Genomic DNA, 19,673 nt, shown 5'->3' on the forward strand with positions numbered 1-19,673 from the left:
AATACGATTTTATTGTTATGTTGCTGACCTTCTGCGCAGTAAGGCTGCTTTTCGTTTGTTCGGTTGTGTTTCAGCCGTTACAGCGTTACTTTGATCTACTAATTGATTGAGATAAGCAGCTAAGGCACGCGGGGTAGTATAATCGAACAGTTCAATCATCGACAGTTGCTTTTCAAAATGAAATGTATCAATCAACTTATAATAGACTTCAGTGACTAGTAGCGACGTCCCTCCAATATCAAAGAAATTATTATCAGCTTGTACATCATCTGTTTTTAAAACTTGTTTCCAGATCGCAATAATCTTTTGCTGAGCACTATCCCCTTCCAAAATATTCGTACTTTGTGCCAGCACCGGAGCTGCTAGAGACTTGTAATCTACTTTCCCGTTTACAGTCATCGGGATATTAGGAACTTGAATCCATATAGATGGAATCATATATTCAGGTAATTGTGTTCTCAAAAACGTTTTCATATCTTGTTCATCAGCATGATGTCCAACTTCCATAACCATGTAAACGACCAATCGTTTACCGAACTGTTCATTAAGGGTCACGACACTTTTATTACAATAAGGGTATTTCAGAAGAACAGCTTCAATTTCTCCTAATTCCACTCGATACCCTCTTATTTGAACTTGATTATCAATTCGCTCCATAAATTCCAAGTTTCCGTTAGGCAGCATCTTTACTTGATCGCCTGTTCGATATACTTTACCGTCTTGAGAAATACCGGATAAAAAACGCTCTTCTGTAATATCCCCCCTATTATAGTATCCTTTCGAAACTCCACCTCCACCTATAAATAGTTCTCCTGGTACACCTGTTGGTAGATTATCCATAAATTTATTTTTTATATACAGCTTCACGTCTAGCAATGGTCTTCCAATTATACTTTTAACTTCGTGTTCTACATCGTTGCTAATAATTCGATAGTATGTTGCTACAATTGTCGTTTCTGTGGGACCATATACATTATATAGACGAGGGTGACAATCCCCGTAACGGTCTATCCATGGTTTAAGAATAGAGAAGTGTAACGTTTCTCCACCGATCATCATACACTTTAACGCCATATCTTCTATATTTCCCTGCCTCCGAACGATGTCAATCAATTGCTGCAATGCGGAGGGTGTCATTTGCAGCATCGTAACTTTTTCATTGATAAGCAATTTATAAATTTCATCTGGAGCTTTTCTGCGCCTTTCATCAACTACAACTACTTTACCTCCATATAACAATGCACCGAAAATCTCCCATAGAGAAGGATCGAAACCATACGAATGGTATAACAACCACGTATCCTCATGTTGAAAATTAAATTCCTGTTCGGAAGCCTTGAATGATCGCAACACGTTCTGATGTGTTACCATTACTCCCTTGGGATTTCCCGTAGAACCGGATGTATAAATAACGTATGCCAATTCCTCTGAATCTTCATTTCTATTAAGCGTTGTTTGTTTCATGACATCTATTTCTCTAACGATATTTTCCCACACATAAACATTCCGAGCCTCACTTAACTTATCTAAACAATCTAATTGTGTTAAGCAAGGCGGATCATTTAGGTCGGACAAAATATAATTCAATCGACCTGCTGGCATAATCGGATCTACAGGTACATAGGCTCGTCCCGATTTAAGTACCCCCAAAATAATTGCAATTAAGACGGTGTCACGTTGCATTGAAATGACTATTTTATCTGCCATTAACGGCATATGTTTGTTAATAAAATGTGCAATCTGATTGGATCGTTCATCCAACTGTTGATAAGTCCACTTCTCATCTCCGAATTGGACAGCTACTTGCTGCGGATAATTGCGGGCTTGTTCTTCGAACCTGCTATGAAGCGTACCGTTCGCTCTGAATTGTTGGCTCGGTTGAAGGATCTTTTCCAGCCAATTCGCTTCCTCTTTTTGCATTAAAGGTATAGTTTTAATTTGTCGATCATCTTCACTTAGAATGCTTTGTAAGATAGTCAAATAAATAGATTCCAAATCCGCTTGCTTCAAATACGTACCATACTCAATTTTAACTCGATAAGTATCATCCAATCGCTGTACTGAGGAAGTTAACGGAAAATTCAAATATTTTGATGCGACAGGAATTTGTGTCACTTTGCATTGATCAATGCTAAATGATAGCATTTGTAAATAGTAAGTAAACAGCGTGTTAAAATTACTCGAGCTTGCATCGTTTTTAATGGGAAAAATTTCGGAAACGTGCGCGCGATAATCGAAGTTTTGGTACCGGATCAAGTTCATCGTTTTTCGTTTGATCGTTCGGCAAAGCTCTCGAAATGTATCTACTGATTGAACATCGACGACCATCGGCAAACTGTTAACATAGTAACCGTACGTTGTTTTACTTTGCTTTGAACGGTTAGGGAGCGGAATACCTACAATCACTTTGTTTTGACTAAATAATTTATGAAGTAACACAACATGCACTGCTAAAAACAAACTAAAATCAGTTAACTGATGTCGTTCAATATAACTTCTAACCTCTTCAGACAAGGCAGGCGTCAAATCAAAACATTTGTCCTGACCTAACAATCTTCCCTGCTCATCTCGATTTTGTTCCAACTCTGCTATGTTCAATGATTCAATATTAAGAAACTCGTCCCGAAAGTAGGCAATGGCCTTTTCATTAACGGTTACCTGCTCTTCTTTCGTTTCCTCGAAATACGATACTTCATTACTACTTCCTCTAAGCTCCAAATCAATTTCATCTAAACTTTTTTCGCTATTATACAGTCGACTAAACTCATTGAATAAGTTATATGAACTGTACCCGTCAAAAATAATATGAGGTATGTTTAAGGTGAAATAATTAAATTTTTCTCCATAGTACGCCTTTAAACAGCTTATTGGCCACTGTCCCAGATCGAGGTACGTTTGAGAGGCAATAGTCATGGCATCCCGCACAAAATGATCACAATGGTCTTCTATCATTGGCTGTGGAAGATATTCCACTTCCAATTTCACTTTTCTTGAAGAGTCATATACCTGATATGGACCCTCGTCGCCATGCCCGAAATGAACTTTAAATACGCCTGCGTTGTTAAAAAGCATTTCCCAAACAGCGGTGAATCTGCTTCGATCTATATCCCCCTCCACTTTGTAGCAATAGCTGAGATTATAAGAGGGATCTTGCGGATAAAACTGGTGATGTACAAAAAGCTTTTTTTGGACATTTGACAATGGATATTTGTCCAAGTTATTTATAATTTTACCCGAAACCATAATGTTTCCCTCCTTGTCCCAAACTTACATCGGTTTTTCTTGTATGCGAACTCGCTTGAAACCTGATCCAACTAAAATGACCATAATTTTGCGAAGCCATCTGAAGCGTTTCACAAGTTTAAACCCCACCGTTGAGTTTTTGTTTTTCAGAACTGGATCTATAATTTGTTTTTGCATTAAGCTCTGATAACCTTGAATGATCTTTGTCGACAGCTCCCTCTGCTTTTGTATAGAAGCAAGATGCTTCAAAGAAACATTTCCTTCTCTTAAAGGACGGGCAAGAACATTGGCGGTAACGACAGCATCTTGAATCGCATAGTTAATGCCTACTGCTCCCAGCGGCGACATCGTATGAGCCGCATCGCCAATAAACATAAGTCCCGGCATATACCACTTCTTGAGTCTACTAGAAGATGCAGATAATATAGATATCTGCTTCCAGTCCGTGAGCAGCGCGAACCGCTCTGAAAATTCTGGTACGAGTTCACTCAACGTTTGCTGAAATGAATGTATACCTTGCCTTTGAATTTCTGGATATGTGCCTTTCTGAATAAACATTCCCATCTGCCAGTGCTCTCCCCTGTTGACACAAGCTAACATACTGGAATTTTTAGATCGATTAAACAAGTGTTCCGGATCAGTAGTTTGACGTGGTATCCGAAACCAAATGACGTCTATTGGGCGGGTTAGGGCAACTGGCTCCATACCCGCTAATTTCCTCATCGTTGAGTAACGTCCATCCGCAGCAACGGTTATTTCGGATCTAACCTCATACTGGGCTTGATCCTTACGGAATCGAACACCGCAGACCTGATCATTTTCTTCTACTAGACTGATAACTTTAGCATTCATAATATGTCTGAAATGCTTATATCGGGAAGCTTCGGTAATAATAAATTCTAAAAAATGCGATTGGTTTATGGTCGTCAGGTGAGGGAATTTAGAACGTATCATTCCAAAATCAAGGGTGATGGTTCCTGCAGGGGAATCTACTACGGCCGAATAAATTTTAGTATGTGGAATTTGAAAAAGACTATCAATCAATCCAAGTTGATCTACGATTTCCATTACGGAAGAATGAAACACATCTCCACGAAAATCACGATCGAATGACGAATGCTGTTCCAACAAAGTGACTTCAATCCCTTGCCGAGCTAGCAGTAAAGCTAGTATAGCTCCGCCAGGTCCTCCTCCTACAATGCAGCATTTGGTTAAATGACTTAACATAAATCACCTCTTTATCCGAGTATTAAAAGAAACGAATCATTTCATATTTCGAACAATGACAATAACAGAAAAGATCAAACAAATTAGGGATGGAATTAGCATATCAAAGGAATGATTGGCTTTGAATAAATGTGTATACATTGCACCGAGCATGAGGAAAATAATGACTAGAGAAGCTCCAATGGCAAAAGTTCGATTCCAAAAACCCGCAACCAGTCCTATTGCTGAAAGTAATTCCAAAACTCCGACGACCGTCAAAAACCACAAAGGATAGCTATAGTGACTCCAGTGCTCAACCTGAAATGGAACTCTAATTATTTTTATAATTCCCCCCAAACCAATAAACAAAGCCAATACAGATTGGATGACTATCATTGCTATTTTCATTTCGTATTCCCCCTTATCATTTTTCGTGCTTTTTCTTCATGAAAATCAAACTTGAGTTGTTATACTTTCTTGTTTCTTCTTGCTTAGAAAAAGGGATATAGCCACCAGTAAACCGATAAACGCTGTTACCGCTCCGACCACAAACAAAAATGTAGTTCCTACACTACTATCTACCGTCATACTGCCCAGAAAAGAACCACCTGCAGCACCTAAATTAAACGCTGCAATATTAAAGGAAGATGCAAGTCCTCGTGCATCTGTAGCTTCACGGAGAATCAATACTTGTAATCCTGGTGCTATTCCAAATGCAGTGAATCCAAAAAGAAAAAGACCTATTATTGCAAATAACTGATACTGAAAAGTTACGAAAAATACAAGAAACACAATAATTAGACCCACTTGAAACATCATTAATGAAGGCAGTAACGCCCGATCCGCTACTTTTCCACCGACCACCCCTCCAAATATAGTGCCTATTCCAAACAAAACTAACATCAGACTGGTTTGACTTGGACTGAAACCGGAAACTTGCTGGAGGAGAGGGACAATAAAAGTAAATACGGCAAACACACTACCGAAACTGAAGACTGTCATGATGAGGATCAATACTACTCTTGGGCGAATCAAAACAGAAAATTCCGCAAAGAGACCAAGATTATGACTATTGCTAACTCTAGGAACCCACATTGCAACAGATACAAAACTAACTACAGCTAAAAAAGCGATCACCCAAAACGGAAATTGCCAACCCATCCATTGACCTAAGTAAGTGCCTATCGGAACACCTGCAACATTGGCAAGTACAGAACCAACCATTACCATAGCGAGTGCACTTCCCTGTTTATCGGGCGGGGCAAGTTGGGAAACAACAACCACCGCTATGCCCGTAATAGCTCCTTGGCAAAGTGCTGCAATAATTCGAGCAATCATCAATAGCGAATAGTCATAACTGAGTGCTGACAACACGACTCCTACTATAAAAATGCCCGTCAACCATAACAATAACGTTTTACGCGGTATCCTTCTTGTTAGTACTGTAATACCTGGCGCACCAATGACGATTCCCAGCGCATACCCGCTTACCAGCAAGCCAGCATCAGATAATGAAACATTCAAATCTTGTGCTACATCCGGGAGCAATCCCAAAATTACAAATTCCGTCGTACCTATTGTGAATGCAACAAGTGATAATGCAAATAAAGCAAGGAATAATCGTTTCTTCTGCTTGGGAAGTGAGTGTTCGCGGACGATTGCCGTTTCCATAAACCTATCTCCTCGAATGATAACTTATTAAGTAATCAGCCAATAAGTTAATTCATCATACCGTTCATAAGCAAATCCACAATCTCCTGTGCTATTGCTTCCGGAGTCGAAATTTTTGGTAATAATCGAGATAATGTTAATCTTTCAATCGCACCGAGAATAGAGGCGGCAACAATATCCATACTCAATTCCGAACGATAATATCCAGCTTTTTGTTCAGCAGATAAATTTCCTGCCACTAATTTAATTGCTTGCTCCTTAAATTGTTCGGCATCGTGAGCCAAAAACAAACCGATCCGAGATAAATCCGGATTTTCCGCTAAGAAACGAAACAAAGTTGTAATCGCTTCCAATACCTGTTGTTTCAGTTCTCCACTTTGCAATCCAATTGATAATCGCAGGTCCTTTGTCATCGTGAGCAATCTCATACGAAAATCTGTAACTAATTCATCAAAAATGGCTTCTTTGCTTTCAAAATAAAGATAAAATGCGGGTTGCGTTAATCCTGCCCGAGAAACAATTGAACTGACTTTCGTATCATGAAAGCCATGATTCGAAAATTCATACGCTGCGGCACCCATTATACGTGCTCGACTCTTCAGCCCTTTCCCACCTTTATTTGTTTGCAACTCATTCTGACTCCTTTTCTCGTGATTTTGAAGCACAGATTTACAAAAAGCGATATCATTCGCATCTTACTGCGTGGTAACATTATCAACAAGTAACGTTACCTACGAGTAATATTACTTCAATCGTAAAATATTGTCAATAAATACACAAAAAAGGACTTTTGACTTATACCGCTATCCTACAAAACAGCTCGCCTTTACAGCACCTCTCCGTTCGAATGTTATATACGAAAAAAACCGACTGAAATTAGGAGAAAATACCCAAAATCAAATCGGCTTATTGTGACAATCCACTGTACTTCTTATTTCTCTAATTCATCTTTATTCGCCCGAAGCCACTTGCTCGTGCTCATCCATTTCCGTTCGTTCAACGAGGCGATTAGATCGGATCGTCTGATGCCCGTAATCATATATTGCGGCTGCTACGATAAAAAGTCGTAGTGAGCCGTCCCTCTTTTCGCTGCAGTAATTTGAAGTATCCTTCATAAAAGCATCGTTTGCTTCCTCAATCGAATCGGATCTCCAACTTTCTGGCTTCACCTTTTCTTCGAATTTGAGCAGCACATGTTCATTAAACTTAATCAATTTCTCCAGATGTCTATCATAGTTCATGTTGATATCCGGCGTCCGGTCCGATTGAAAATAGTGCTCGTGCACTGCTTCCAGCACCTCGAAACCTTTCTGCAGGTTGTGCAGCAACTGCTTGTATACGACGATTTGGCGTGTCTGTCGGTACTTCACACGCTTCAGTTTCTTCAGTTCCTCTTCTAGAAGCTTATACTTTTCCATTAGCGATAGCAGGCCATCTTCCAGCTCCTGCTTTTGTTCCCGGAACACTTTTTCCTTCATCTCGTCGGATATCGCGGTGCGTAAGAGTAAAGAAAGCTGATTGAACACCAAATGGATTTGCTTGTTGAACTGTTTCCTCGGATCCGGTGGTACGAACACAATATTAATCAAAAATGCTGCTACAATTCCAATCATACTGAGTAAAAAGCGATTGAGTGCAAATTCCCACTCTCCAGAAGCCTCCATTACAGCTACGACCGTAACCAACGTCAGGCCGATAGATTCCCCCATCTTAAGCTTCATACAGAGCATAATAACAAGAATACAAACGACGCCAATAGCGATTGGTTCATTCGAGAAATACGTCCCCGCCAGTAGCGCAATTGCGGCACCGAGCGTGTTTGTTTGTACTTGCTCGAGGAAATATCGCCAAGATCGATATATCGATGGCTGCAGTGCGAAAATAGCGGCCACTGCGGCAATTACCGGCGGAGAAAATTGAAGCCATGTACTGATGTACAGGGCAAGCGTGACTGCAATTCCAGTCTTGAGCATGCGAGCTCCGAATGTCATGGTGCCCTCCTTGGACTAGTTAGTAAAGTCATATTGTATCAGAGGCTGAGGAGTAATCCAACCGATGTTCTTTCGAAATTTATAACCTGTAAAGTACAGACCCTCAAGTAGTCTAATTTACTGTCTAGACTAAGGTCCAAACATAGACTTCCCCTAAGCCGGTTTCTTATAAACCGGAGAAATTACGAATAAAGAAGATCAGTCTTTTAGTCGCAACAACAAATTTCCTTATCATGTAAATTGTACCCATTTTCGAAATAGTGTATCAGAAAACAATTAGAGAGATAAAAAAGCCGATTGAAATCAGGATGACATACCTGAAATCAATTCGGCTCCCCTATGTTACAAATTATTTTACAATTAAAACAGGTATTTTGGATTGTTGGACGACATGATGACTCACACTACCGAGCATCCATTCTTTAAAAGCTCCAAGACCTCTACTGCCCATGACGATAAGATTGCTATTACTCTTTTCAGCATGCTCCAGAATGACTGTAGCTGGATCGCCAGTTAATACGACAAGATCGGCAAAAGGTAGCTCAGCAATTAAATCTTTAGCATGCTGTAGAAGTGCATCTTCATACTCCTGTAGCTGCTCATGATAGCCTTCGGGGGTAATCCACCCTAATCCTGCAATCGCGAACGTCGGGCGGTAATCAGCATGAGCAACCGTAAGTCTGCTGCCCGGATTGTCCTCAATAATCTTAATGGCATGTTGCAAAGCTTTCTCCGATGCTTTCGAACCATCGAATGCTACTAAGATGTGATGATAGAACATATTAATCCCTCCTGTATTAACGTTGCTCGCTTATTTTCTTTTTACCATATTTCTCAGTCGTCTTCGCCCAGCCTTTACGAAGCAATGGTGTGAGATAAGCATCTAGTCCGAATCGACCAGCATTGGTTCCAGCAGTGAAGATAATGACTAAGAGCAAGAGCAACCAAGGGTTCGTGCTTACAGTTCCGGCGAAGAGGAACATAAAGTTGAGCATCATCCCGAAGAATGTGGCAGTCAATGTCAATCCGCCTACTATAAGTCCAACTCCGATCAGGAATTCTCCAAGCGGGATAAGAAAATTGATTAGTTTCACATTTGGTAATGCGAAATTTTCTAGAAAGTAGTTATAAGTAGGAAACAATGCTTCTTGTGTTGCTTTGTCAGCTACTGGCTTTCCTATCGCATATTTTAGGAAGCCTGTAGCGTCGAATCCGCCAGTCAGCTTCTCCCATCCGTGTACCATCCAATCCCAACCTACATAAATCCTAAGTAATGTTATCGCTACAGCAACCCATACATTTTCTCTAAACCATTTCATGACCATGGTGGTCATCTCCCTCCAACACTGTGTTTGTTTTTATCTGCACCTTCAGTATGAAGGAGAATACATTCCCTGAATGTGATGTACATCACATTTCAGAAAGTTTTGTGAAAAAATTCACATATATCTTTGCGGATGCCACAATATAATTAAAAAAGCCATCTCAGATCATAAAAAGATCCAAAACAGCTATTGTCGAATATCTATGAAGGTATCTTAGTAAAAAACCTTATCAATAAAAACCCCTGACGCGAACCTCGGCTCTAATTGGCATAGTCACGGTCTATTTGCTTCCTTAATCCCATTCTCGATCGTTATTATGGCGAATTGGTCTAGCTTTGTTGATCCCATGGATATCTCCCCCTAAAACTACACCTGCTTGCAAAAGATAGCCCTGCGCTTCCCCTCTTGAAGGTATGGTCATATCGTAGTCGTAGATCCGTCCCATCATCAGATTGATTTGATCTACAGGATGAAGATGTTCGAATTGCATGGTCAACACTCCTCATTTCATTATGAGTATCCTTGACTTTATTTCATTACACCACGAATAGTTGCTTGGCGCTGTGATGATAGTCACTTAGGGTGAAGGATCATCTTTTCTATTGTCTTGTAAAGAACATTTATAAGCATTTATAAAGACTTATAAGCATTGAACCTTATCCAACGTCATGCTAATGTATGAAAAATCTGTATGGATAAAGGTTAGTTGTATTAGCCGCTTCATAAAGAGATTTGAAGCTATCGATGTTCTTTAAGAAATTAGTTCACATCCTTAACTACAATATCCGCCTAGTCGCATCTGTTATTTTGCCCCATATTTAACTATGTATCTCTAGCAAAATAAAAATGAGGCTACCCAAAAGTAGCCCCGAAAAGAGAAGTTTTACTGTCATTTTGAATTTCGATCCTAAGTCTGTAGAAGAGTTTGCTAGTAGCAAAATGTCCGTTCATGTCAACAGACAATAAAATCCTGGACTGACGCTGTCTTAATAAACTTATAGTTACCCGTTAGCACAATACCTGCATTTCCGTTCAAGCAAATGCCCATGAAAAAAGAAAATAAACTCCCACAACGTTGAGAGTGCTTTCCTTTCAACTACTATAACCCTTTTTCAATACTATAGTTTTCATTGGAATTTTTTAAAACTAAATCAAAATTGCCATGTTGAGGATGCATAAATAAATCATATTGAATTCTGCGTTCTTCATGGGATTTCCTTAAATAATTTATATCTGTTCCTCTTTCAGTAACATCACGAATACCCCTTCTCATGAGCTCCGTTTCCCCATCTGTATATAAGTAAACTTTCAAGTCATACAAATTGGGATCTGTAAAGGCAACGGACATACCTTCTACAATATTTATTTTATTTTGTGAAGTAATCAACATACTCTTTGCATAGTTCGTGCCAATAGTATAAAAATCCAAACCATCTCTCATCATATGAATGTCTCTCTCTAAAGCCAATATATTATGAGCAGCAGAATGACAAGCTGTCATTTTTTCTTGATGGTGTTCATTCTTGTATTCATAATTGATTAAAGTGTACTTCCGAAGATCAGAACCGATAATATAGGGGTCCGTATTGATATAATTAACATCGTCATGTCCCAAAAGCTTTAAAAGATTATGGGCGAACGTTGTCTTTCCAGATGCACCATGACCCGAAATCCCAATAATGTATTTTTTATCCTCACGTCTACTCAAATTCGCTATCTCATGTAAAATACTATCCATATTTCCTCCCATTTCTTCAATAATTCATGTTTATTATCTCGCAGTTTATAAGGTGTTTAACAATGCCTATTTACGCGGTACCCAAACCGCTCGGGTCCAAGCCATTTGCATACCGACTCGTTCCATAATGTTTTGACTTGAGGCTCCAAAATCCGCCTGTGCAACAACGATTTCACAATTAGCATTATATGCTTCGTATATTCGTCTATGTAGCAGTCCTGTTTTCAAGCCATTGTTTCTGAATTCAGGGATAGTAGCAGCAAGAGCACAGGAAGCTATATTGTTATCAATATGCATTGCAGCCACTGCAGCCGGGATATCATTCAAAAATGCCAAAAATAATTTCCAACCGGGTCTGTTCAGCAAACCAATGTTATTGTCCAAGAAGTGATGCTTATGAGCTGCGGATATTCCGGAGGCGACACAATGTATCTCCGCATACCTATCAAAATCGTTTTATCTCTTCCTTTAAGGTTTATATCAGTCCCGTTATCCAATAAATAAGCAGCGGCTTCTTCATGTCCAAAGTGAGCAGCAAGTCCCAGCGGCGTATATCCGTCAAAACTATGACTGTTGATCAAATTCGGAGTTTCTCTTAAAATCTCTTGTATTCTAGCTGTGTTACCGACTGCTGCTGCTTCATACAAGTTAAGATTCGCTCCTTTTGCGAGGAGCAATTCCTTTACTTCATGAGTATGGTAATACGCAGCTAATAATAGTGCAGTCTGATCATCCTCGGATTTGGCATCTATTAATTCTTCGTCGACTTCAAGCAATTGTTTTACTTTATCTAAGTTCTTACTTTTAACAGCACCCAACATTTCGTTTTTCAAACTACGAACATTCTCTTCAAGCTCTTTAGCTTTTAGTATCAATTCTTCTGAAGACTGGACTCCGATACTAATGAATTGAGAAGCAACTTCTGAGCGACTTTGTGCAAAGCTTCCCCACTAGGTAAAGACGAAAAAGCCGATTGATAATCAGGAGAAATCCCGAAAATAGATCGGCTCAGTAGCAATCTAATTTTGATGAGTGGTGCACGTTAAGTGTTGAGTGACAGAATTAAAATGTGAATTACAGTAACTATATTATTGAGTTATTCTCACGTCAGCCACTAGTGTTCTTGCTTATAATGAATAAATCAGAAAGAGAAGTTCCTATCGAGTCACAACCATGCTGTGGAGCTATTGGCGTTATCAGACAATCTCCTTGTCCGAAAGCTGTTTATTGCGAATTTCCCCAATTCCTCGACGATGCTGTAGTTGGCCCATGCTCCTGCAACAGCACCGATACCAGGCACCATCTGCAGCATTTTGCGGAAGTCGATCGCATCCCTGTATTCCTTCTGGAAGTTTTCCCAGTTCAACTCTTTATAATATTCTGAATCCGACGACCATTGAATCTTTTCTTTGTTCCAGTCCCGAATCTGTATCAGAATCTGTCTGCGCTTCTTGTTCTCCGAGTATGTCAACTGGAATAGCGTTAGGATGAAGATTCGTTCGGAGAAAGTCTTGGTCGAATAGCCGTACACATGTGCAAGCTCGAAAAGCATCTTCATCTTGATCGCGATAAGAGCTGGGAAATCGACCGCACTAAACAGAATTCCCCCAGCGCCTGTACCGGCTCCCTCGGCTGTGGCGATCTTTTGATACAGGGAAATGACTTGTCTGGCAAGATCATCGGCCTGTTCCAATGTAAGCGAACTTTCAACGGTTCTCTTCGGTGTATACTCTGCTCCGAATAGCGTCGTGCGGACAATAACTTTAACGGTACCCGTTATCGTGTTCTGCACTTTGGCTGGAACGATGGAATTAATTTTGTTTCCGACCTTCTTCGATGCATTCTCTAACAGGCCAGGAGTCTTGTAAAAACTGTGTTCCCAATCTTCTAACTCTTGCAAGATTTTTTCTTCATACCTCATCCTGGTCCGCTCCTTCGTGTGTCTTATTTACTACTAACAAATATACTACGCCAGGTTCAGCTTGAGGTCACCTACAAACAGATAATCTAGATTTCCTGTTAATCTAACGATATAAGCAAGGAACTTCAGAACCTTACTTGTTTATGTTTAATTTAGGATGATTTTTAACTAACCGACTTTTGTCAACTTGATATCCATCCAAGGTACCCAAATGCCGTCATCGCCTGAAAGCTCCCAACTGCCGGCTAAGGTGTTGCTGTCATCACTAAACATACCTGTGAAGCGTTCCGATTTTCCTGTAATGGTCCAGACGGCATCAAGCAGATTCGCTTGGTACGTACCTACATTGCCTCGGTTATCATAAGAGTGCGTAAAGTATGTCTGACTTATAGTATCATAACCTATGATCTCGACGGTCTTAACCTCTTCGTCCCCCATATAGCCATCCACGTGGTGGATAAGAAAAAATCCTCCAGGCAGCCATTCATAAGTATCAGTTGCCTTCAGCTTGGCAGCCGGACCGGATGGACTCACCTTAATCTGTCCTTCTGTATTCCATTTGCCTATAAACACATTCAAACGAGTGAGCGCAGGATCCGGCTTGGATGGATCGTGTGGAGCAAAGGAAGCATTCTTCTCGGTCACTAATATGTTCCTCCTTCATGATCAGAGCGATTGTCACGCTAGACGAATCAATTTTTTAATCTACTTTTATTCTACGTTACTACAAATGATGTTGTTTCTTATCGATTGCCATAGTCTAACACTTTATTTTCTTCTAATAGTTGTTGTAAGATGAAAATAAAGTAATAAATTGGGATAAAGGAGTATGAGATTAGGTTCATACTCCTTTAGATGGTACTATTTCATGTCCAGTATTCCCCAACTTTCTTAAAGAGGTGATAAAGTGAAAAAGCTACTCTTTATTCAAGCACTATTGGTTCTTTGTTTTATTCTTTCAGTCTTCATTATGTACAAGCATTATGAAAGTGAAAATAGTAAAACTACGACAAATTTTATGGCAAAAGAAATAGGAACTACTTTTTCTCAATTAAAAGAGGGGGATCATTTAATTTCTGATTACATCCATTTATCGACTAACGGCTTCGATGAAGATGACGTAATTGAATTAATAAAGAAAACAAAAAAAGTTAAAAACACTTTAAAAGATTTATCTGGATCCTCGGCTTCAATCGAGTCCCTCAATGAGGTATTAAATGCCCTATCAACGGGTAACACAAAAAAGGCATCTACCTTAATTGAGACTGACTTTAAAGACAAGTTAACTGTTTTGAAAGAAGTACAAATATCGAGATTATCGGATGAAGCGGTTGAACGATAGAAATCTATAGGATCAGCTGGTTTTTTCCATTTTCGAAAAGGCATCATAAATTTAACCATAAGTATCTCGATACTCCTGTGGAGTTAAGCCGGTATGCTTTTTGAACACATTAATAAAGGAGTGAGCTCGCTGATAACCAATTTGCGCTGCAATTTCATACACTTTGTCCGATGAGGATAAGAGCATATGAGCAGCTTTTTCAATGCGGATTCGATACACATAGTCGCTTAAATTTTCGCCCGTTTCTAACTTGTAAATTTTAGAAATATATACAGGATGCATAAACACATGCTCCGAGATCGCCGTTAAAGATACGTCGCTCGATAAATGCTGTTCTACGAATTGGTTCACTTCAGCAATCAGCTTCGCTCTAGAATCCCGCACCTCAACCTCATTACCAGAACGCAGACAATTTAGTACATCAAATGACCATTCATAAAGCTGTTGAAAGGAGCGGTGCGGAGTGCCTTGAACGAGCTTATTGTAGCTCTTACCGATTAACTCAGATAAGGGGCGACCATTTTTGTGTGAAAAATAGGTAGCGGCTGAGGCAATCGAAACAAACACTTCCAGCAGATGCTCCTGCAGCTCCACTCGTTTGTCTTTAAGCTCCCTCATAATGAGCTCTAGTCGGTTATGTGCTGCCGTCCACTGTCCCGCTTCCAATAATTGTGCGAGCGTAGGCATCTCATAAAGCGAAGGAATTGATCGCATCTCTATACTTTCCGCTTGTTCCTCCGCAAAGGTCACAATTAAGTCCTGCTCCGTGCCAATCCGCTTTCTAAGTGTCGTAAGTGTGCTGTTGTAAAGTTCGGATAAATCATCCGGAAAAATCCCGTTACGACTTATTAGAATTGACGCAGAACCTTTTAAATGGGTATGAATCACGCTCTGCAACTGTGTAGCGATGAGCTCCATAACATGTAAAGAAGCAGCCTCATCTATAGGAGTCATTACGATGTCCATATCTTGGCTCCTAGGCTTTACTAGGAAAACGAGATAATCATGCCAATCTTTCCCGTGCCATAACTCAAATTGTGGGGCAAATAACTCCTCGGCAATATTTCCAACCGCATACTCTACCAGTGCAAGACTCCGGGAATCATAGCCATAAAATGGTTCTTCAAGCCGCACTAGCATGGACCAAAACACATCTCCATGAAAGTCCGGCAACTGCAACATGCTGAGTCTATCCTGTAGCTCGGAATCACTAAGTCTTCTGCCCTGCAACAGCTCATTGAGCAAGTTAGCACGCAGTTGAGGTAAGTTTTCTCGCAGAGTACGCGAGACCTTACCGCTAGAGAGGACTTGCTCCCACTCGGCCTGAATTTTCTGCAAAGCTTGGGAGACAGTGACGAGCAACTCTTCGTCGGTAACCGGTTTTAACAAATAACTCCAAGCACCTTGATTGATCGCTTTCTTGGCGTACTCAAAATCAGCATGTCCCGACAGCAAGATGCATTGGATCTTCTTCCATTTCATTCTGATCAAAGCGGATAGTTCAAGACCAGTCATGCCAGGCATGTGAATATCGGTAATGACAACATCAATCGGATGCTCATGCAGCTTTTCGATAGCTTCATAAGCGGAATAGGCTTTGTGCACGGTAACAACTCCGACTTGCTCCCAAGGTACAAGTTCCGCTAATCGTTCTACGACATGTGCTTCATCATCCACGATTAAGAGCTGTGACATCTTGTTCGCACCTCCTCCATCTCAATGTTACTTTTAGTCCACCTAGCTTGCTTGGAGCAAGCGTAATTCCACCACCATCTCCGTCCCCGAACATGTAGCGAAGGCGTTTATGTACATTCCATACTCCGCAACTAACTTCGGTATCCATCGGTCTAGTCAATTGTTTTTCCAATTCATGCAGATCAACAGGCTCCATACCACGACCGTTATCTTCTATCGTAATCGTATAGTAGTCACCTTGTTGATCTCCTGTAATTAGAATAATGCCTTCACCCGGTTTTTTTTCTACACCATGTACAATTGCGTTCTCAACGATTGGCTGTATTAATAAGCGAGGAACCTGAACATCCAACATATATGCTGGAATATGAAGTTCATAATGAAGCCTTTGCATCCGTAAATTGTGGATCGTTAAATAATTTTCAATGAGTTTGATTTCTTCGCGAAAAGATGCAGTTTGCAATTCCATACGAGTGGAGTATCGATAATATTCAGCTAAATTCTGAGCCATAGCTACAACGGCGGGAGTGTCTCCAAGTTTGGCAGTATTGATGACAAAAAATAAACTGTTGTACAAAAAATGCGGATTAATTTGCGCTTGAAGCTGCTTAACGGTTGCTTCGTGCAGCCTAAGTTTCTCTGCGTATACGCGCTCAATCAGATCTTGAATCTGTTCCGCCATTTCATTGAAACGTTCAAATAGAAAATCAAATTCATTATGCGGCCTGAAACGGAGCCTTGCGGATAAATCGCCTTTCTTCAGGCGCTGAACACCTTGCACTAGTTTTCGGATCGGTCGCTGAACGTTGCGATATAAGAAATAAGCGACTAGGAAGCTCATTGCGAGAAGCAATACGATTGTTGTATAGAACAGTATGTTTGTTTGTTTGATAGGAGCTAATATATCTTGTACAGGAACGTAATTAATTAAATACCAGTCTAGTTGGGCGGATTTCACATAAAAGACGGCATGCCGTTTACCTTCTAGCTTCGTAAATAAGCTCCCCGTCTCCTCCAAATGCTGGGTATTTAAGAATGGAAGCAGCTCCTCTATTCTATCGTTGTTCTTCGTGCTGCTTCCAATAGGCGGCTTGCCAAAGCGATAAAAGAAAGGGTCTCCCTTATCTCCTGACTTGACCTGATCCAGCATGGCTGTTAAATTGCTGTCCGAGAAGCTTACTTGGATCATCGTACGGATTTGGGAGATGGATGTAGCTCCATAGGGCTCGACGATTTGCCGAACGAAGCGTGCTCCCGGCTGCCTTGCTTCTTCACGTTTGCTAGAGTCATAGGTCCAGCCTAGCAGAGGAGCAAAGGTTCTTATATCCTCTTCGTTATAGCTCATCAGCAAATTAGAGGATACTGCTTGTTTTTCCTTAGGCATATAGACCGTGAGATCATTCGTCCAAGCGCTAGAAACGCTCTGCAGACTTAACTTTTCGGTAATTCGGGTCTGTTCAGTAATTCGGTCAAATGGCTTGTCGGAACGTTTTTCCAAAAAATCGCGCAAATAAGGATCTGAACCTAAAATACCTGGAAACATAGCAAGCTGCTCTACGGTTGTATCGAATTGTTGTAGGAAAAAGGACAGCTGACTGAGGTTCGAAGACTGAATTTCATCTTGAACAACGTCCACACTGACCCTATTCGTATAAATATAAAGAATAAGTACGGGAGTGACCAACACTACAATTAACATAATGATTTTACTAAAGATCGTCAGTCTTCCAGCCATCATCGTTACCGCCTCTTATCCCAGTGGTCTATTAGGATTAGCTTATCCCTTCACTGCACCGGACGCAAGACCGCTTACAATATATCGTTGAGCGAGCAAGGCGATAATAAGAACGGGTAAAGTTATGATACAAGCTGCCGCCATCAAAGCTCCCCAGTTGATTTCCGAATAAGATAAAAAATTAAATACAGCTATTGGCAACGTTTTTGTTTTGTCTCCCGCCAGAATGACCGAAAACATAAAGTTGTTCCAAGAGAAAATGAACGATAATAGGGATGAAGTAATAATTCCGGGAACAGATATTGGCAATACAATACGTGTGAACACACCCGAACGTGTACATCCGTCGATGAGACCAGCTTCCTCAATTTCATGTGGCAGTCCTTCGAAGAAGGAAATCATCACCCAAATAATAAAAGGCAGACCTACAAGCATGTGGCTCAGAATAAGTGCAGTATACGTATCCACAAGCCCCACTTTTGAAAAGATGATAAACCAAGGAATCAAGAATGAAATCCCGGGTACAATGCGGGCAACCAATATAATTAAACCCAAGCTGTGCAGTCGATAACGAGCGATGGCATAAGCGGCTGGGAGTCCTAGAATAAGCGAGCCAATCGTTGAACCTGCAGCGACAACAAAACTATTGATTACGTATTTCATGAAGTCATATTCCTGAAATACATTGATATAGTTGTTAAACGTAGGCTTGAACACAAAAAACTGTTCCGTGGACATAATTTGAGCTTGCGTCTTAAACGATGCGAGCAGCATCCAAATAAATGGGAACGAGAAGGCTAGCAGTACGATCAACGTAGTGAGCGCAAAAATAATCGCATATATTCTCTTTTGTTGTTTCATGACGACGCCTCCATACGTTTACGAATCCAGATCATAAGAAGTGTGGCGCCCATGACTAAAGCGAAGAAAATAACCAAAAGTGATGAAGCTGTACCTAATTTAAAGTATTGGAAGCCAAGGGTGTAACCATAAATATTGAGCGTCTCGGATACATTGTTTGGTCCGCCTTGTGTCGTCGCATAAATAATATCGAATGTTTTCATTACGTCGATAAGTCGCAGCATCATCGCTACGATAATCGTTTGCTTCAGCAAGGGCAAGGTGATATGAATTAGCTTCTGCCACTTCGATGCGCCATCGACATCCGCTGCTTCGTAAGGTTCCGAAGGCAATGTAGATAAGCCGGCCATTACGATTAATGAAATCATCGGTGTCCATTGCCAAACGTCAATCAAAATCAAGGAAGGCAGTGCCTGAGTAGGGGAGGCAATCCACAACTGCGGATCTAATCCTATCAATTTCAATAGGGTGTTGGCAGCACCAATGGTTGGTTCATAAATAAGCAGCCATACGAGCCCCATTGCGACAGGTGTCGCTACCATTGGAAGTAAAAAGATCGTTTTTGCAATATTTTTACCGCGGAAGTTTCTGAATAACAGCAAGGCAATTGCAACACCTAAAAAGGTTTCAATAATGATTGCACCAAACGTGAACGTAAATGTGCTTTGGACGGATTTCCAGAAGCGTTCTTCTGTCAGCAACGTGATGTAGTTGGCTAATCCTACCCATTTCGGCGGTGACGTTGCCGACATACTCCATTCAAAGAAGCTGATTCTTACTGTGTACAGAATTGGAAACACCATCATAAGCAGAACGAACAAAACCGCGGGAAGGGTATAAATCCATTTCAAATTGCGATCGAACCAGTTGGTCGCCATTGCTGATCAAATCCTTTCTCATAGGTGTAGGTATCTCTCAAAATATAGAGGGGCTGTCCCATAAGCT

Annotated in this window: 19 protein-coding genes; 1 reads left to right on the plus strand and 18 read right to left on the minus strand. The window is 40.6% G+C overall.

The features are described 5' to 3' along the window. Nucleotides 1–15: 15 nt before the first annotated feature. The 14 genes from MFF31_RS04980 to MFF31_RS05045 form a co-directional block, all read right to left on the minus strand. On the minus strand, nucleotides 16–3,243 hold the full coding sequence (locus MFF31_RS04980) for a non-ribosomal peptide synthetase (RefSeq protein WP_238187002.1): 3,228 nt from the start codon (nucleotides 3,241–3,243) through the stop codon (nucleotides 16–18). A gap of 24 nt (nucleotides 3,244–3,267) precedes the next feature. Beyond that, a complete protein-coding gene (locus MFF31_RS04985) occupies nucleotides 3,268–4,470 on the minus strand; it encodes an FAD-dependent oxidoreductase (RefSeq protein ID WP_238187003.1) in 1,203 nt (400 codons plus the stop codon). Between the two features lie 36 nt (nucleotides 4,471–4,506). Continuing rightward, complete coding sequence (locus MFF31_RS04990) at nucleotides 4,507–4,857, minus strand: DoxX family protein (protein ID WP_375541271.1); 351 nt, start codon at nucleotides 4,855–4,857, stop codon at nucleotides 4,507–4,509. 45 nt (nucleotides 4,858–4,902) lie between these two features. Next, nucleotides 4,903–6,120 (minus strand): MFS transporter, encoded by a 1,218-nt coding sequence (locus MFF31_RS04995; RefSeq protein WP_238187004.1) that lies wholly within the window; start codon nucleotides 6,118–6,120, stop codon nucleotides 4,903–4,905. A gap of 47 nt (nucleotides 6,121–6,167) precedes the next feature. Next, nucleotides 6,168–6,749 carry a TetR/AcrR family transcriptional regulator gene (locus tag MFF31_RS05000; protein WP_238187005.1) on the minus strand — a complete coding sequence of 194 codons (582 nt, stop codon included), beginning with the start codon at nucleotides 6,747–6,749 and terminating at the stop codon, nucleotides 6,168–6,170. Between the two features lie 321 nt (nucleotides 6,750–7,070). After that, nucleotides 7,071–8,111, minus strand: a complete 1,041-nt coding sequence (locus tag MFF31_RS05005) for an FUSC family protein (protein WP_238187006.1) — start codon at nucleotides 8,109–8,111, stop codon at nucleotides 7,071–7,073. A gap of 349 nt (nucleotides 8,112–8,460) precedes the next feature. Continuing rightward, nucleotides 8,461–8,892 carry a universal stress protein gene (locus MFF31_RS05010; RefSeq protein WP_238187007.1) on the minus strand — a complete coding sequence of 144 codons (432 nt, stop codon included), beginning with the start codon at nucleotides 8,890–8,892 and terminating at the stop codon, nucleotides 8,461–8,463. 16 nt (nucleotides 8,893–8,908) lie between these two features. After that, nucleotides 8,909–9,436, minus strand: a complete 528-nt coding sequence (locus MFF31_RS05015) for a DoxX family protein (RefSeq protein WP_238187008.1) — start codon at nucleotides 9,434–9,436, stop codon at nucleotides 8,909–8,911. Nucleotides 9,437–9,728: 292 nt separating this feature from the next. Continuing rightward, complete coding sequence (locus MFF31_RS05020; RefSeq protein ID WP_238187009.1) at nucleotides 9,729–9,926, minus strand: hypothetical protein; 198 nt, start codon at nucleotides 9,924–9,926, stop codon at nucleotides 9,729–9,731. A gap of 609 nt (nucleotides 9,927–10,535) precedes the next feature. Then, entirely contained in the window at nucleotides 10,536–11,174 is a 639-nt protein-coding gene (locus MFF31_RS05025; RefSeq protein ID WP_238187010.1) for a uridine kinase family protein, read from the minus strand. Between the two features lie 66 nt (nucleotides 11,175–11,240). After that, the gene (locus MFF31_RS05030) at nucleotides 11,241–11,558 is read right to left on the minus strand and encodes a hypothetical protein (RefSeq protein ID WP_238188595.1); all 318 of its coding nucleotides are present in this window, start codon (nucleotides 11,556–11,558) and stop codon (nucleotides 11,241–11,243) included. Continuing rightward, the gene (locus MFF31_RS05035) at nucleotides 11,534–12,007 is read right to left on the minus strand and encodes an ankyrin repeat domain-containing protein (protein WP_238187011.1); all 474 of its coding nucleotides are present in this window, start codon (nucleotides 12,005–12,007) and stop codon (nucleotides 11,534–11,536) included. The genes MFF31_RS05030 and MFF31_RS05035 overlap by 25 nt, the downstream gene beginning before the upstream one ends. 332 nt (nucleotides 12,008–12,339) lie before the next feature. Further along, nucleotides 12,340–13,095, minus strand: coding sequence for an EcsC family protein (locus MFF31_RS05040; RefSeq protein ID WP_238187012.1), 756 nt, complete (start codon nucleotides 13,093–13,095; stop codon nucleotides 12,340–12,342). Between the two features lie 168 nt (nucleotides 13,096–13,263). Continuing rightward, nucleotides 13,264–13,740: a DUF1579 family protein gene (locus MFF31_RS05045; RefSeq protein WP_238187013.1), complete on the minus strand. Its 477-nt coding sequence runs from the start codon at nucleotides 13,738–13,740 to the stop codon at nucleotides 13,264–13,266. A 262-nt stretch (nucleotides 13,741–14,002) separates the two neighbouring features. Between MFF31_RS05045 and MFF31_RS05050 the strand changes: the two genes are divergently transcribed. Beyond that, complete coding sequence (locus MFF31_RS05050; protein ID WP_238187014.1) at nucleotides 14,003–14,437, plus strand: hypothetical protein; 435 nt, start codon at nucleotides 14,003–14,005, stop codon at nucleotides 14,435–14,437. Between the two features lie 51 nt (nucleotides 14,438–14,488). Here the strand turns inward: MFF31_RS05050 and MFF31_RS05055 are convergent, their stop codons facing one another. From MFF31_RS05055 to MFF31_RS05070, 4 genes are read right to left on the minus strand one after another with little or no spacing between them, the layout of a single operon-like run. Then, nucleotides 14,489–16,132, minus strand: coding sequence for a response regulator (locus MFF31_RS05055; protein ID WP_238187015.1), 1,644 nt, complete (start codon nucleotides 16,130–16,132; stop codon nucleotides 14,489–14,491). Continuing rightward, nucleotides 16,107–17,870 carry a sensor histidine kinase gene (locus MFF31_RS05060; RefSeq protein WP_238187016.1) on the minus strand — a complete coding sequence of 588 codons (1,764 nt, stop codon included), beginning with the start codon at nucleotides 17,868–17,870 and terminating at the stop codon, nucleotides 16,107–16,109. Before MFF31_RS05060 ends, MFF31_RS05055 begins: the two co-directional genes overlap by 26 nt. A gap of 39 nt (nucleotides 17,871–17,909) precedes the next feature. Further along, nucleotides 17,910–18,728: a carbohydrate ABC transporter permease gene (locus MFF31_RS05065; RefSeq protein ID WP_238187017.1), complete on the minus strand. Its 819-nt coding sequence runs from the start codon at nucleotides 18,726–18,728 to the stop codon at nucleotides 17,910–17,912. Continuing rightward, nucleotides 18,725–19,606: a carbohydrate ABC transporter permease gene (locus tag MFF31_RS05070; RefSeq protein WP_238187018.1), complete on the minus strand. Its 882-nt coding sequence runs from the start codon at nucleotides 19,604–19,606 to the stop codon at nucleotides 18,725–18,727. Before MFF31_RS05070 ends, MFF31_RS05065 begins: the two co-directional genes overlap by 4 nt. Nucleotides 19,607–19,673 lie beyond the last annotated feature (67 nt).

The organism is Paenibacillus sp. L3-i20 (genome assembly GCF_022180385.2).
In the GTDB taxonomy this organism is placed as follows: Bacteria; Bacillota; Bacilli; order Paenibacillales; family Paenibacillaceae; genus Pristimantibacillus.

Excerpts from the sequence above, each read along its gene's own strand:
- MFF31_RS04980 (WP_238187002.1), bottom strand. The coding sequence starts at position 3,243 with ATGGTTTCGGGTAAAATTATAAATAACTTGGACAAATATCCATTGTCA.
- MFF31_RS04985 (WP_238187003.1), bottom strand. The coding sequence starts at position 4,470 with ATGTTAAGTCATTTAACCAAATGCTGCATTGTAGGAGGAGGACCTGGC.
- MFF31_RS04990 (WP_375541271.1), bottom strand. The coding sequence starts at position 4,857 with ATGAAAATAGCAATGATAGTCATCCAATCTGTATTGGCTTTGTTTATT.
- MFF31_RS04995 (WP_238187004.1), bottom strand. The coding sequence starts at position 6,120 with ATGGAAACGGCAATCGTCCGCGAACACTCACTTCCCAAGCAGAAGAAA.
- MFF31_RS05005 (WP_238187006.1), bottom strand. The coding sequence starts at position 8,111 with ATGACATTCGGAGCTCGCATGCTCAAGACTGGAATTGCAGTCACGCTT.
- MFF31_RS05010 (WP_238187007.1), bottom strand. The coding sequence starts at position 8,892 with ATGTTCTATCATCACATCTTAGTAGCATTCGATGGTTCGAAAGCATCG.
- MFF31_RS05015 (WP_238187008.1), bottom strand. The coding sequence starts at position 9,436 with ATGGTCATGAAATGGTTTAGAGAAAATGTATGGGTTGCTGTAGCGATA.
- MFF31_RS05020 (WP_238187009.1), bottom strand. The coding sequence starts at position 9,926 with ATGCAATTCGAACATCTTCATCCTGTAGATCAAATCAATCTGATGATG.
- MFF31_RS05025 (WP_238187010.1), bottom strand. The coding sequence starts at position 11,174 with ATGGATAGTATTTTACATGAGATAGCGAATTTGAGTAGACGTGAGGAT.
- MFF31_RS05040 (WP_238187012.1), bottom strand. The coding sequence starts at position 13,095 with ATGAGGTATGAAGAAAAAATCTTGCAAGAGTTAGAAGATTGGGAACAC.
- MFF31_RS05055 (WP_238187015.1), bottom strand. The coding sequence starts at position 16,132 with ATGTCACAGCTCTTAATCGTGGATGATGAAGCACATGTCGTAGAACGA.
- MFF31_RS05060 (WP_238187016.1), bottom strand. The coding sequence starts at position 17,870 with ATGATGGCTGGAAGACTGACGATCTTTAGTAAAATCATTATGTTAATT.
- MFF31_RS05065 (WP_238187017.1), bottom strand. The coding sequence starts at position 18,728 with ATGAAACAACAAAAGAGAATATATGCGATTATTTTTGCGCTCACTACG.
- MFF31_RS05070 (WP_238187018.1), bottom strand. The coding sequence starts at position 19,606 with ATGGCGACCAACTGGTTCGATCGCAATTTGAAATGGATTTATACCCTT.